Source organism: Paenibacillus sacheonensis, assembly GCF_009909195.1.
In the GTDB taxonomy this organism is placed as follows: Bacteria; Bacillota; Bacilli; order Paenibacillales; family Paenibacillaceae; genus Paenibacillus_Z; species Paenibacillus_Z sacheonensis.
In genome coordinates this window covers 19,778-33,904 of sequence record NZ_JAAAMU010000035.1, presented here as the reverse complement: position 1 = coordinate 33,904, position 14,127 = coordinate 19,778, and the positions used below count along the sequence as shown (strand labels likewise).

The 14,127-nt window shown below is 57.1% G+C and carries 14 protein-coding genes and 1 pseudogene; 14 read left to right on the top strand and 1 reads right to left on the bottom strand.

Translation table 11 applies throughout. From position 1 onward, the window contains the following. From GT003_RS31685 to GT003_RS31665, 5 genes and pseudogenes are all read left to right on the top strand, one after another. Positions 1–198, top strand: a pseudogene (locus tag GT003_RS31685) (polysaccharide biosynthesis protein); the annotation flags it as partial. 288 nt (positions 199–486) lie between these two features. After that, the gene (locus tag GT003_RS31680) at positions 487–1,569 is read left to right on the top strand and encodes an ABC transporter substrate-binding protein (protein WP_239566168.1); all 1,083 of its coding nucleotides are present in this window, start codon (positions 487–489) and stop codon (positions 1,567–1,569) included. Positions 1,570–1,830: 261 nt separating this feature from the next. Next, positions 1,831–3,309 (top strand): bifunctional methyltransferase/pyrophosphohydrolase YabN, encoded by a 1,479-nt coding sequence (gene yabN / locus GT003_RS31675; RefSeq protein ID WP_161705643.1) that lies wholly within the window; start codon positions 1,831–1,833, stop codon positions 3,307–3,309. A 175-nt stretch (positions 3,310–3,484) separates the two neighbouring features. Beyond that, positions 3,485–3,757 carry an HU family DNA-binding protein gene (locus tag GT003_RS31670; RefSeq protein WP_161705641.1) on the top strand — a complete coding sequence of 91 codons (273 nt, stop codon included), beginning with the start codon at positions 3,485–3,487 and terminating at the stop codon, positions 3,755–3,757. Continuing rightward, positions 3,758–4,039: a S4 domain-containing protein gene (locus tag GT003_RS31665; protein ID WP_161705639.1), complete on the top strand. Its 282-nt coding sequence runs from the start codon at positions 3,758–3,760 to the stop codon at positions 4,037–4,039. It begins immediately after the preceding gene. A 124-nt stretch (positions 4,040–4,163) separates the two neighbouring features. Here the strand turns inward: GT003_RS31665 and GT003_RS31660 are convergent, their stop codons facing one another. Continuing rightward, positions 4,164–4,589 (bottom strand): hypothetical protein, encoded by a 426-nt coding sequence (locus tag GT003_RS31660; protein WP_161705637.1) that lies wholly within the window; start codon positions 4,587–4,589, stop codon positions 4,164–4,166. A gap of 433 nt (positions 4,590–5,022) precedes the next feature. Between GT003_RS31660 and yabP the strand changes: the two genes are divergently transcribed. From yabP to tilS, 9 genes are all read left to right on the top strand, one after another. Continuing rightward, positions 5,023–5,310 (top strand): sporulation protein YabP, encoded by a 288-nt coding sequence (gene yabP, locus GT003_RS31655; protein ID WP_161705634.1) that lies wholly within the window; start codon positions 5,023–5,025, stop codon positions 5,308–5,310. Beyond that, a complete protein-coding gene (gene yabQ, locus GT003_RS31650; protein ID WP_338046041.1) occupies positions 5,307–5,957 on the top strand; it encodes a spore cortex biosynthesis protein YabQ in 651 nt (216 codons plus the stop codon). Before yabP ends, yabQ begins: the two co-directional genes overlap by 4 nt. A gap of 23 nt (positions 5,958–5,980) precedes the next feature. Beyond that, a complete protein-coding gene (locus tag GT003_RS31645) occupies positions 5,981–6,298 on the top strand; it encodes an FtsB family cell division protein (protein ID WP_161705632.1) in 318 nt (105 codons plus the stop codon). A gap of 168 nt (positions 6,299–6,466) precedes the next feature. Continuing rightward, positions 6,467–7,042: a S1 domain-containing RNA-binding protein gene (locus GT003_RS31640; RefSeq protein WP_161705630.1), complete on the top strand. Its 576-nt coding sequence runs from the start codon at positions 6,467–6,469 to the stop codon at positions 7,040–7,042. 477 nt (positions 7,043–7,519) lie between these two features. Continuing rightward, the gene (gene spoIIE, locus GT003_RS31635) at positions 7,520–10,018 is read left to right on the top strand and encodes a stage II sporulation protein E (RefSeq protein ID WP_161705628.1); all 2,499 of its coding nucleotides are present in this window, start codon (positions 7,520–7,522) and stop codon (positions 10,016–10,018) included. 61 nt (positions 10,019–10,079) lie between these two features. Then, positions 10,080–10,595 (top strand): hypothetical protein, encoded by a 516-nt coding sequence (locus tag GT003_RS31630; protein WP_161705626.1) that lies wholly within the window; start codon positions 10,080–10,082, stop codon positions 10,593–10,595. Positions 10,596–10,876: 281 nt separating this feature from the next. Beyond that, positions 10,877–11,602 carry a vWA domain-containing protein gene (locus GT003_RS31625; protein WP_161705624.1) on the top strand — a complete coding sequence of 242 codons (726 nt, stop codon included), beginning with the start codon at positions 10,877–10,879 and terminating at the stop codon, positions 11,600–11,602. After that, complete coding sequence (locus GT003_RS31620; protein WP_161705622.1) at positions 11,586–12,527, top strand: protein kinase domain-containing protein; 942 nt, start codon at positions 11,586–11,588, stop codon at positions 12,525–12,527. Before GT003_RS31625 ends, GT003_RS31620 begins: the two co-directional genes overlap by 17 nt. A gap of 114 nt (positions 12,528–12,641) precedes the next feature. Continuing rightward, entirely contained in the window at positions 12,642–14,084 is a 1,443-nt protein-coding gene (gene tilS / locus GT003_RS31615) for a tRNA lysidine(34) synthetase TilS (protein ID WP_161705619.1), read from the top strand. Positions 14,085–14,127 lie beyond the last annotated feature (43 nt).

Sequence of the window (14,127 nt, the reverse complement as noted above, 5' to 3'; positions counted from 1 at the left end):
CTGCTCGGCCTCGTGCTGCCGCCGCGGGCGGCAGCGGCTGCGCTCGCGCTCGGGGGCACCGCCCTCGGCGGAGCGCTCTTCGCCGCCGCCGTGCTGCGCTTCGGCGGCATAAGCGCGCGCGAGCTGCGCGCGCTGCCGGGCGGCGATGCGCTGGCCGCCCGGCTGGCCCGCTGGCGCCTGCTGCCCAAAGGCGCCTAGGCTGGCGCCAAGACCAAGGCTCTTCTTCCCTCGTTCGAGGAAGAAGGGCCTTTTCTATATCCTGCAAATGACATATTGATGTAATAGTTATGGAACATATTACGCGAGAATCGGATCCAATTTTGTCATTGTGCACAAAAACCGGCATGGTTCTTCGTTATTTCCCCAAAATTATGTCAATTATGTTTACATATACTTCTAGCAGACCTTACAATAACGTCGTAAGGATCCGAACGAGACGGCGTATACGAGAGAAGCTGGATGGGATCGAAATACGGGAGGGATACCATGTATAGACAGGTAGATGGCACAGGAATCGGGATGCTGCTCATCCTGCTGTCGCTCGCGGGCTGCGGCACGAACGCGAAGAACGATCCGGGCTCGAATGCCAAGCCGGCAGCGAACGCGACAACCGCGGATCCGGCCAATACCGCCTCGGCCGCTGCGGACGAGCCGGCCGCGGGAACTCCGGCAAGCACCAATCCGGCAGATGTCACCTTAATCGAGGGCTGGTATGCAAAAGGCGAGGACGGGGGTTATTTTGCCGGGCTCCAACAAAATTATTATCGGGACGCCGGCGTGAACATGACGATTACGCCGGGCGGTCCTCAGATCTCCGCCATGACGCTGGTCGCTTCGGGAAAAGCCGACTTCGGCATCTCCTACGCGGATGACATCCTGCTCGCGAGGCAGCAGGGCATTCCGGTCGTCGGCATCCTGGCCGGCTTCCAATATTCGCCCCAAGTGCTGATTCACCATGCGGACGACAAGATCGAGAGCTTCGCCGATATCGGGAACCGGACCGTGTACGTGACGCCGGGCACGCTGTATTGGGAGTACATCAAGAGCAAGTTCAAGCTGACGAAAGCGAAGCCGATGGCCTACACCGGCCAGCTCGTCAATTTCATCAAGGACAAGAAGTCGCTGAACCAAGGCTATATTACGAACGAGCCGTACGCGCTTGCCAACCAAGGGGTCGACGTATCCCTGCTGAAAGTCGCCGATTCGGGCTATGCCAACTATGCCGACGTGCTGTTCACGACGGAGGATTACCTGGCTAAGCACCCGGATGTCGTGAAGGCCGTCGTGCAGGCGAGCCAGAAGGGCTGGAGCTACTATTTGGACAACTACAAGACCGTCAATCCGCTCATCAAGACCTACAACCCGGAGGCGACTTTGGACGCGATGGATTACGAAGCGGAGCACGAGAAGGAATTCATTTTGACCGACGAGACCAAGGCGAACGGCATCGGCGCCATGACGGTAGACAGATGGAACCAGCTGCAGGATCAACTGATCGAGATCAAGGGCTTGAAGGAGAAGCAGGACGTGACGACAGCCTTCACGACCGAGTTCCTGGCGAAGCCGTAGTTGGATAACGCCCCGCCTATAAACGCCGGGTCAAGCGCGAAACCTCTGCGGCGATCGCGGATGGTAGCCGACTCGGCCATTGCATGAAACCTGCAATTCGGAACCCAAGCCCGCCGCATGGATTCAAGCTGCGCGGCAGTCCGTTTTCCCGGCCAGGCTCCGCCTCGAGCGTTCGCTCGGGGTGGATTTTTCTGTTCGCGGGAACGGAGTGCTATAATGAATCCAGTTATGCGAGAAATCATTGCCAGGAGGTAACGAACGATGCAATCGACCATTACCGTCGTCGGGCTGGGCTCCGGCGACGCCGATCAGCTCACGCTCGGCGCGTGGCGCAAGCTGCAGGAGACAGAGCACCGCTACGTGCGGACGGACAAGCATCCCATGATGCGTCTGTTCGCCGATCATAATCTGTCGTACGACACCTTCGATGCCTTTTACGAGCAGATGGATTCGTTTCCCGACGTGTACGAAGCCATCGCGAATGCGCTCATCGAGACCGTCCAAGCGAAGCAATCCCTGATCTATGCCGTACCCGGCCATCCGATGGTGGCGGAGCGCACGGTGCAGCTGCTGCGCGAGCGATGCCCGCAGCACGGCATTTCCCTCCACATCCTCGGCGGCGAGAGCTTCCTGGACCAAGCGTTCACGCGCCTCGGCTTCGATCCGATCGAAGGCTTCCAGCTGCTGGACGCTGCCGGCCTCAAGCCGTCGCTCGTTCGGACGGAGCTGCATACCGTCATCGGGCAGGTGTACGATACGTTCACGGCATCCGACGTGAAGCTGACGCTCATGGAGCTGCTGCCGGACGATCATCCGGTAACCATCGGACACGCGCTTGGCGTCCCGGGCGAAGAACGGATCGTGACCGTCCCGCTGTACGAGCTCGACCGAACGCCGGGCTACGGCAATCTGTCGCTCATTTATCTGCCCCGGTCCACGGACGATTCGCTGCGCAATCGCAGCTTCGAGCGGCTGCACGAGATCGTCGCGATTTTGCGAAGCCCCGAAGGTTGTCCGTGGGATATGGAGCAGACGCACCGGTCCATCCGCAAGAACTTCATCGAGGAGACGTACGAAGCGATCGAAGCGCTGGACAACGACGATCCCGACGGCATGCGCGAAGAGTTCGGCGACGTGATCCTGCAGGTCATGCTTCACAGCCAGATGGAAGAAGAGACCGGCACGTTCTCCGTGTACGATGTCATCCAGACGCTTAACGAGAAGCTGCTCTTCCGCCATCCGCATGTATTCGGCGACTCCGCCGCAGGCGACGCGCAGGAAGCGCTGCAGAATTGGGAGCGGATGAAGGCCGAGGAGAAACGCCGCAAGGGCATCGATCCGTCCAACGCCTCGCAGCTGGACGGCATACCTCCGGATCTCCCGGCGCTGATGAAAGCTTACAAGATCCAGAAGAAAGCGGCCAAGGTCGGCTTCGACTGGGACGAGATCGGACCCGTGCTGGACAAGATTCAAGAGGAATTGCTCGAGCTGCGGGAGGCGATTGCCGATAAGGATGCCGACGAGCAGGCCAGCGAGCTTGGCGATCTGCTGTTCGCGGCAGTCAATGCCGCGCGGTTCATCAAAGCCGATCCGGAAGAAGCGCTTGCCCGCACGAATATGAAATTCAAGAAACGATTTTCATATATTGAGGAGCAGCTTCGTATAAGCGGGCGAACCTTTGACCAAACTGATTTAACAGAGATGGATCGTTTTTGGGAGGAAGCCAAAAGGCTGCCCTGAAAACATTTCAGAAGATTCGTCAAAATTCGGCTAATTTCCTCATAAAACACAAAAAAATTTTCCAGTCAGGCAGGATTTATTTGCTAGCAAGCAGAATACTACGTTGAGGAAATCAAGCTATGCGGCGGCTTTCTGGCTGTCTACAACTATATTTGATCGATTAGGAGGATTTTTCATGAACAAAACAGACTTGGTGAACAACATTGCAGCAAAAAGCGGTTTGACGAAACGCGACGTAGAGGCAGTCCTGAACGGCTTCCTGGGTGAAGTTACTGACGCGCTGGCAACCGGCGACAAAGTACAACTGATCGGCTTCGGTACATTCGAGACGCGCAAACGTTCCGGACGCACGGGCCGCAACCCGCAAACGGGCAATCCGATCACGATCGCCGAATCCAAAGTACCCGCATTCAAAGCCGGCAACAAACTCAAGGACGCCATTAAGTAAGTGCGTCTCGATAAATTTCTCAAAGTATCCCGCCTGATCAAGCGGCGCACCGTTGCGAAGGACGTATCCGACCAAGGGCGCGTCTGGATCAACGACCGCGAAGCCAAAGCGAGCAGCACCGTCAAAGCCGGCGACGAGCTCAAGATTCAATACGGCCAGAAGATCGTCACCGTCCGCGTGGAGCGGATCGCGGAGACGACCAAGAAGGACGAGGCGAGCGGCATGTATACTTTGTTGAAAGAAGAATCCCGCCAGCCCGAGAACAAGCTCGACTGGCAATAAGCGAAGAAGGCCTCCCGGCATGCCGGGAGGCCTTCTTTTTCGCGTGCCCTTCTACTCGTCTCGCCCTTATAATCGGAGCGGTATTCCATGCCCGCGCGGATCGTCAATTGCAGGCGACCTGCCGCTAGCGCCGCTTCTTGCCAGCGGAGCCCGATTTGCCGGCTCCGGATGCCGATCTTTTGCCGGCGGTCCGGCCGCTTCGATGGCGCGAGGCGCCTTTGCCTAAGGACTGGATGGCAGCTGTCGCTCCGATTCCGCCTCCGCCGCCGATTCCCCCCAGCCACTTCATCATGGGCTGTATTTGTTTGTACATGCCATACAATTTCTGCACGTTCGTCATGCCCGTCATAATGCCTTCCATGCCGCCGATGCGGGTGAACAGGTTCTCCGGCCGATTGCCGGGAACGTTCCACTGCGCGGGTCCGGCCTGTGCACCGGGCAAGCCCCCCGCCGCAGGAACGGCGGCCGGATTGCCCTCGGTAAAAACGGGCTCAGCAACGCCGTGCGCGCCGCTGTCTCCGATCATGCCGGCTCCCGCGCCTTCAGCCATCGCTGGCGTCGCCCCTACTGCGGGCGCGAGGCGTTGCCGCGGTGCCATTGCCTTTGCAGCAGCCGTTGCCGTCGCTGTTGCAGCGGCCCTTGCAGCTACCGCCGTTGCCTTCGTTGTTGCATCCGCCGCTGAGGTATTCCCGCCCGCTCGCCGACTTCTTCCTTGATTTCCTTTCCATGACCGCGACTGCCGCACTTCCTGCTGCACGCTTCTTTTCATTCTCGCGCTCACTCCTTAGCTATCCTTTTTTTACTATTCTATGACTGCTAGGGGCCGAGAGTTTGGGTGAATGGAATGGAGGGGTGAAAGCCTGCGCCGTTATCGGAGCCCGCGGCAGCGGCTGTTCGGGTTATGCTTTTTTCGTTCTAATCCCTGTCCCGTCCTCATAGGCTAGTCTCAGTTACCAGTACGCTCGTAGGAGGGGGACGGGGCAATGACGGAGCAAGGAAACAAAGGCCAGAAACGCCAGGAAATCAAAATGCTTAACCGCAAGATCCTTGAGATTACCGGCGTCATGAACGTAGAGAGCTTCGACAACGAAGAATTTCTGCTGGAGACGGAGCTTGGCTTCCTCGCGATTCGCGGACAGAATCTGCACATGAAGCATCTCAGCTTGGAACAGGGGCTTGTCGCTATCGAGGGGCTCGTTAACTCGCTTACGTATTTGGACGGCAATTCGCCCTCGAAGTCCAAGGGCCTATTCGGGAAGATGTTCAAGTGAGCGTGAGCCTTAGCGTGCAATTTTGGACCATGATGACGATGCTTCTCTCTGGGATCGGGATGGGCATCGTTTTCGACGGTTACCGCGTCGTGTCGGACGAGCTTCGGATCAGCCGCATTTGGGTGCCGATCTTCGATCTGCTGTATTGGATTGCCGCGACGATCGCGGTCTTTCAGGTGCTGTCCTCCAGCAATCACGGCGAAGTTCGGTTCTATGTGTTTCTCGGTCTTATCCTCGGTATCGGCTGCTACTACTGGCTGTTCAGCAAAATCACCGTCCGGCTCGTGAAGCTGCTGATTCTTACCGTCCGTGCCGTGACGGATTTCGCGATACGTGCCTTTCGTCTGCTGGTCGTCAAGCCGATTATTCTGCTCTATCGGCTGGCCAAGCTTATTTTGGCCTTTTTCCGGGCGTTTGCTATGTTCCTCTTGAAAATTGTGGTACAATTGCTTCGTCCGCTTTGGCTTCTATTATCATGGATGACCAAACCGATTTGGAAGCCGGCGTTTCGCTGGTGGAATAAATGGGTAAATCCTCTTATCGCCAAGTGGCGCATTGCCGAACGGTACCAGTCGGGCATCAGTACCTTTAGAGGGCTGTGGCAGCGCTGGAAGAACCGCAAGGATTCGAACAAGGACCACGATTAAATTCATGTCAGGAGGCTCATGAAATGACAACGGCAAGCGCGAATCCATCTTCTTCGCATGCAGGCAGCAAACGCAGGCTGAAGCTATGGTTAATGTTCGTTATCCTTTTCATGGGCTGGGCACTCTATACATTCGCTACGCAGGTGAGTCACCAGAGCCAGGCGGAAGAGAAGCTGGCTGCCGCGAAGAATAAGATCACCGAGACCAACAAGCAAACCGATGCGCTGGCACTCGAAGTGAAGCGGCTGAACGATCCGGAATATATTGGGCTTAAGGCGACGCAGGAGCTCGGCATGGTGAAGAAGGGCGAACGTCCCATCGAGGTCCTGCAGCAGCCGTAGTTGGGCGCCAATGCGGGTATCCGTCTGTTGCCTTGCTTCTGCGGTTCGGGTATAATCACGTTAGTAACCGCATTTTTCGGCTTACCTTATTATCACCCGCGGCTCTTAGAACTGCGGACCTCGAAGCTAGAAGCTTCGCATAACGGTTAGGGAGGAACATTTTTACCTATGGCAATTGAAGTGGGCGCCAAGTTAGAAGGCAAGGTGACAGGCATTACGCATTTCGGAGCATTCGTCGATTTGTCGGGAGGTGTCACAGGGCTAGTTCACATCTCAGAGATTGCCGATAACTACGTCAAGGATGTTAAGGACCATTTGAAGCTGGAAGATGTTGTGACAGTGAAGGTCATTAATGTAGACAAAGACGGAAAAATCGGGCTTTCCATCAAACAAGCAATCGACCGGCCAGAAGGTTCTGTACCTCCTCAGCGCGAACGTTCCGGAGATCGTCCGGGCGGCTTCAATCGTCCAGGCGGCGGAGATCGCGGACCGGGCGGCGGCGGCTTCAATCGTCCAGGTGGCGGAGATCGCGGACCGGGTGGCGGTGGCGGCGGCTTCAATCGTCCAGGCGGCGGTGGCGGCGGACGTCCGTTCAACAAAGCTGGCGGCGGCAAACCTGCCTACGGTAAACCTTCTTTCGAGGATAAAGTATCGCGCTTCCTGAAAGACAGCGAAGAACGCATGTCCTCCATTAAGAAGAACACGGAATCAAAACGCGGCGGACGCGGAGCGAAGCGCGTTTAATAGCATAGTATCTTTGAAGGCAGTGCCCCCGAGGCGCTGCCTTTTCTGATTTCAATAGACAATTTCCACGAAGGCAAGGCAGCTTTACGGGGGCTCTCCCCGGTATTTCCGCCTCGACAACCCCGGTTTACGTCCGCTGACGCGATGGTTATGCAGCCCATTCAAGAAATATACCCGCCCACCGCAAAAACTTTTCTCTTGTTCTCACGTTATCCCGACAGGTTCGGACGGCGATTTGTCATCGTCGGCGCCGACAACGGCCACAGATTTTGTTGAAATTCTCAGGCGCCGGACAGCGCAGCCCACGGTTAATCCCATATGAACCGCAGGAAAGGCGGGTAGCGACACGCCGCCGCCCGCCTCGGCGAAATTGTCGGAAAAAACTTTTGCGATGACAACGCTTTCTGACAAACTTTCTTGGCTGTCCGATTCTATAATGGCGATACATTAATTTTGAAAAGGGTGGTGCTCCTCACCATGGCAGCGAAACCGAAAGTCGTGATGTTCCCCGGCGTCCGCAAAACAAGCTTCGTACAATCGGCTCTTCATAAAGGGCTGGATCGCACAGGCGTCCTTCGCTTATCAGACCTAATCGCCTCGCGTAAGTGGACCTTCATTCTCATGGCCGTCGGATTTCTTCTTGGACGAGCCGTCATTTTGGAATCATTGGCCCCGTTCGCGGTTGCCTACTTCACGGTCATCTATTTCCTTCGGCGGGATTTATACCTGCCGGTTGCCGCTGCGATCATCGCCGGCAGCTGGTTCGCCGTCTCGCCGGAACCAGTGTGGATCGCCATGGAGCTTGCCGCCGTTTACTTGCTGATGAGGGGATTGGAGGCCTACGAACGGGCAGAGCTCTCATATGCGCCGCTGCTCGTGTTCGTAGCGACCTTGCTCGTCAGGCTCTTCGGCGTCGTGACCCAAAACTCGCTCGGGTGGTACGAGCTGATGATGGTCGGCGTGGAGGCATCGCTCGCTTTCGTGCTGACGCTGGTCTTCGTACAAGCCATCCCGGTGCTGACCTTCACCAAGAAAACATCCGCGCTGAAGAACGAGGAAATTATTTGTCTCATGATCATGCTGGCTTCCATCATGACGGGAGCGGTAGGCTGGGCTATCGAAGGCTTGTCTATCGAACACATCATGTCGCGTTATATGCTGCTGCTCTTCGCGTTAGTTGGCGGGGCGCCGCTCGGCGCTTCCGTCGGCGTCGTCGCCGGATTGATCTTAAGCTTGGCCGACGCCAATGCGATCGTGCAGATGAGCCTGCTCGCATTTGCCGGTCTGCTGGCCGGACTGCTTCGCGAAGGGGGCAAAATGGCCGTCGCCTTCGGGATGCTTCTCGGCTCGTGTATCTTGTCCATCTATATCGGCAACCAGGCGGACGTTATGAATTCGACCTGGGAGTCCGTGGTTGCGGCGGCGCTGCTGCTGTTAACGCCCAAATCGATTACGCGCGTCATTTCGAAATATGTGCCCGGCACACAGGAACATGTCAAATCCCAGCATGAATACGCCAAGCGCGTACGGGATGTGACAGCGCAGCGGGTTGCGCAATTCTCGGAAGTATTTCGTCAGCTGTCCCGAAGCTTCGGGCAATTCGGCGGTGTACAGGACGAGAAGACGAAGCGTGAAGAGACCGTCAATCACTTCATGAATGCAGCCGCGGAACAGACATGCAGCAACTGTCATCGCAATACTTCATGTTGGGAGGGGAAATTTTACGAGACGTACAAAATGATGACGGGTATGATGACGGTCGTGGAAGAAGGACGGCGCGTGGGCCCGAAGGAGGTGCCGAGAGAGTGGAGCCAGCATTGCAACAAGCCGCAGCAGGTGCTTGGGGTGATGCAGCAGCAGTATGAACTGTATCAGCATGACCAAAGATGGCGGAAGCAATTAAGCGATTCGCGGCAGCTCGTAGCCGAACAGCTGTCCGGCGTATCGCAGGTCATGGAAGACCTCGCGAAGGAGATCAGACGGGAAGGACAACAGCTGCATTTGCAGGAAGAACAAATCCGAGAGGCGCTGGAAGGACTCGGTTTATCGATACAGGGCATCGAAGTGATTAATTTGGAGGAGGGGAATGTTGAGATCGAGGTGTATCACACCTTCGGTCAAGGGTATGACGAATGCCGTAAAATCATCGCGCCGCTGCTGTCCGACATTCTGGGCGAACCGATCGCCGTCATGGCAGAGAAGCTGCCGGAGAAAGAAGGAGGCGCCGCGCTTGTCATCTTCGGCACGGCCAAGGCATTCGAGGTGGAGACCGGAGTGGCCGGTCTCGCCAAGGGCGGGGATTTGCTATCGGGAGACAGCTTCAGCACCGTCGAACTGGGGAATGGCAAGTTTGCCGTAGCGATCAGCGACGGCATGGGCAACGGGGAGCGGGCGAAGCAGGAAAGCAGTACCGCGCTCTCGATTCTGCAGCAGCTGCTGCAGTCCGGCATGGATGAGAAGCTTGCGATCAAGTCGGTTAACTCCGTACTGCTGCTTCGCTCCTCGGACGAAATCTTCGCGACGGTCGATGTCGCACTCATCGACATGTATTCGGCGAAGACGACTTTTATGAAAATCGGATCAACGCCCAGCTTTATCAAGCGCGGGAACGAAGTGATTCCGATCTCGGCCAACAATTTGCCGGTAGGGATTTTGCAGGACATTGACATAGATCTGATTCGCGTACAATTGCAGCCGGGGGATACGCTCATCATGATGACCGACGGCATCTACGATGCCCCGGGGCACGCCGTCAACAAGGAAATGTGGATGAAGCGAATTATTCATGAGATCAAGACCGATAATCCGCAGGAAATTGCCGATTCGCTCCTCGATACGGTCGTAAGGCACCATAAAGGCGACATTGTGGATGATATGACGGTTGTCGTCGCGAGAGTGGACAAGCATCAGCCCGAATGGGCAACATTCCGCTGGCCTGGCATGACCAAGGTCGAGCGTCCAAGGACGGTGAGCTGAGATGAACATGTTCCAAATCATGCGAAGCGCATTTTTTAATAGAAGCAAGAAGTCGGCTGCGGTGGTTCAAACGGATTCATCCGTGAACAAGAACGGAATCGAGGCGGATACGAGAGGGGAAGTCGTCATCCAGCTGGAGCGAAGAAGAGCGCGCAAGCGAATGCCGGATAGCCGCACGAAGGTGGTGGATCTCATGGACTTCAACGGCGGGCCGCCGATGCCCAATGAACTGCAGCCTGCCGCGGGGAGCGAGCATAAACGAGATGATCTGATGCCTGCGCGGGTTCAGGCGCAGGAAAATAGACAGTCCGATCCGCAGCTCGCTCCGATGGCGAGTCTGGTAGAGGCGGTGCCTGAACGCGGCATCCGTCCGCCGATACCGGCGGCATTCGTCCATGAACAGCTGCTGCCGGCGGCTGGGGCGAGACCGGCGAAGAAGCGCACGGGAGGCATGGGGCCGCCGAAACAGGCCGATGATGCCGGTCAGGTGAAACGAATGTCGGAACCTAGACAGCGTAAACGAACAACCTATTCCCAGCCGCCGGAACGCGAACCGGCCATTCTGAGGGATCAATGATCGGCGAAGGCTGATACGGCCAAGCCTGCCCGTTACGGGCAGGCTTTTTGCGTTGATCCGAGTTCCTATGAAGAGGGTCGGACTCTACCTTCTCCCGGTTGCATTAGACCCTGCGAATATAAGAATAGGTCGCGGGCATTGGCAGACGCACCGCCGTTCTCATCGGCTTTCGTTATGCGCACGAACGGTTAGCCTCTCTCAAATGTGGCAATGCTGATAGAACGAGTGCTAGCCAGCGGCAGCGCCTGGGTTTGAATCTCAAGCAATTGGGGGAATGAACAATGAAACAAATTCTATTAGTGACTGACGGCTGCTCGAATGTCGGCGTCAGTCCTGTCATTGCGGCAGCGGAGGCGCATGCCTCCGGTATTACGGTGAATGTCGTCGGCATCGTGGATCAAGGAGATCTTGTCGAATTCGGCACGAATGAAATCGAGGAAATCGCGAAAGCCGGCGGCGGCCTCAGCCGGCTGTCCCATACGCGCCAGCTGTCCCAAACGGTGCAGATGCTGACGCGCAAGACGGTCGTGCAGACCATACAGCATGCCGTGCACCACGAGCTGAAGCAGGTACTCGGCGCGTCTTCGATCGAGGAGCTGCCGCCCGATAAACGGGGGGAAGTCGTTCGCGTCATCGACGACCTGAGCGAGACGAGCAGTCTGAGCGTGGCTCTCTTGATCGACGCCAGCGCCAGCATGAAGCCCAAGCTCCATGCGGTCGAGGAAGCGATCCGCGACCTGGCAATCAGCCTCAAGTCCAGACAGGGCAGCAGCGAGCTCGCCGTATTCCATTTCCCCGGTTCCGCCTATGGGGAAGACTGCAAGCTCGACCTCGATTGGACGCGGGATATCAGCGGCGTCAACGCGATTTTCCCGCGGCTTCAGATGCGCGGCACCACGCCGACGGGTCCGGCCATCCTGCATGTCATTGATTTTTACCAAAAAGCCGATTATGGTAATAGGAAGAATGATGAAACGGACGGGATGATGAGTGACTACGTCGTTTGACTGGAGCCTTCCGCGCGGCACGCCGATCCGGGGCAAATGGAAGCAAGGCACTTACCGGGTCGAGAGACCGCTCGGCGAAGGCGCCAACGGTAAGGTGTTCTTGGTGGAGCGGCAGCGGTACTATTACGCCCTGAAGATCGGGGCAGACGCAGTGGACCTTCAATCCGAAGTGAATGTGCTGCAATCGATCGCCAAGCAGAAACAGAAGCAGGGCTCCAAGTCCGGCGCCTTCCTGGTCGACGTGGACGATTACCAGGCGGCGGATGGCAAGGATTATCCGTTCTATGTCATGCGCTATATCAAAGGGATGACGCTCGGCGAGTATTTGCAGCGCCAGGGCAAGGAATGGTTTCCCGTTGTCGGCTTTCATCTGTTGAACAAGCTGGCGGAGCTGCACGAAGCCGGATGGGCTTTCGGCGACTTGAAGGTCGAGAACGTCATCGTGGCCGACTTCGGGCGGCCGGAGCTTGTGGATTACGGCGGCGCGACTGCATTCGGCAAAGGCGTGCGGCAGTTTACCGAAATTTATGACCGCGGGTATTGGAACGCGGGATCGCGTACCGCCAATGCCGGCTACGACCTCTTCTCCTTCGCCGTTCTCTGCTTGCAGCTGCATGAAGGCCGCAGGCTTGCCCAGCTCTCGGCAGGGCTGCTGCCGCAGACGCGAACGCAGGAAGAGCTGGCGAAGCTTGCGGCGACGAGCCCGCAGTTGAAGCCCATGAGCGGATGGCTGCGCAAGGCGTTCTACGGGGAATTCGGCAATGCGCGCGAAGCGGCTGCCGCCTGGCAGCAGTGGATGCACCGGCCGAGCCGCGAGCGGAGCGGACCGGGAGCGCCGGCCCCGCGCTGGATGAAGGGGTTGTTCGCCGCTTCGGCTGTCGTGCTCGCCACCACGGTCTATTGGCTGCTTCGTTCAGGTCTGTAGCGGACTCCTCTTCATCCTCGATCCCGGTGCGTTCGCAGCATTGCCGCATCCGTCGGGTTATCGCGATTGCTTAGGTAGAGACGTCTAGCTGGTAGAGTAGACGTGCAGGAAGGAATGAAGGAAGTGGATGAATGGCTTGGCGAGCTGATAGAGCTTGCCAGAGAAGAAGGGCTTTGGACGGCGGGCGATACGGTGGTGGTGGCAGTATCCGGGGGACCGGACTCCATGGCGCTGCTGCATCTGCTTCACCGTCTTTCCGGAGCCGAGCAGCTGTCGTTGGTAGCCGCCCATCTCGATCACGGATTCCGGGGCGAGGAATCTGCCAGAGAAGGGGAAATCGTTCGGGGCTACGCCGCCGAGCTCGGGATTCCCTGCGAATCTACTTTTATCGATATGCCTGCTTATATAGAAGCATCGAGCATGAACAGCCAAGCCGCTTCGCGCGAGAAGCGGTATGGCTTCCTTCATGGCGTCGCCCATACATATGGCGCATCCCGGATTGCGCTTGCCCATCATGCCGACGATCAGGCAGAAACCGTCCTCATGCGAATCATACGCGGAACCGGACTTGCCGGGCTTGCCGGCATTCCCATTTCTAGATCCGAAAAAAACGTGGAACTTATTCGGCCGCTTTTGCGTAAATACAAGGCAGACATCCTGCGCTACTGCGATTTGTGGGCCATTCCGTACAGTCATGACAGCAGCAACGGACAGAAGCACTATTTTCGCAACCATGTCCGGTTGGATATCCTGCCGTACTTGTCGGCGCATAACCCGCAGTTACCGCAGTCACTCGCCCGATTGGCAGAGCTTGCAGCCGCCGAGGACGACTGGCTGGCTCAAGAAACGAGGGCGGTCTACGAACGCCATGTCCTGCCGCACCGCGAAGGATGCCAATTGAACCGCAAAGCGCTGCTCGGTTTGCACGTCGCTTTACAAAGGAGATTGATTAAACTAATATTGAACTATATTGGCTTGGAAACGGATCCCTCCTCATTCGACAGCATAGAAACGATACGTCTTGCGGCCTCCGAGCGCGCGGCCGCGACGTGGAGCTTGGATGCAGGCGGCGGTATCCGGTTCATTCGTGAGTACGACAATTTGCTGTTTGTCCGTTCCGTTCCGGGAGAGAGATCGACCTCCTCAAGCGGCTACGCTTATGCGGTGACAACGGACGTAACATCCTTGATGCTGCCTGAAGCAGAAGGGCAATTGACGTTTGAGGCCATGGCGGGATCGGCCGCGCGCAGACCGGGCAACCGGCTTGAAGCGCTGTTCGACGCAGACAGGATTCAGTATCCCCTCACGATTCGCAACCGGCAACCCGGGGACCGCATGGCGGTGCTTGGTTTAAACGGCACCAAAAAAGTACAAGATATGTTCGTTGATGATCGTGTTGCTCCCTCGCGCCGCGAGGTACTGCCGATTGTTGTCGACGCCAATGGATTTGTGCTATGGATTCCTGGCATTCGCAGATCGGCGCTGGCTCAAGTCACGGATTCGACAAAACGCGTCATGCGCATGAAAGCGCGGTTTGCGTCGGATTTTAACGGTTGACCAATTGTCCGAATAAGATGCGCGGAACCATTCATAGTATAGG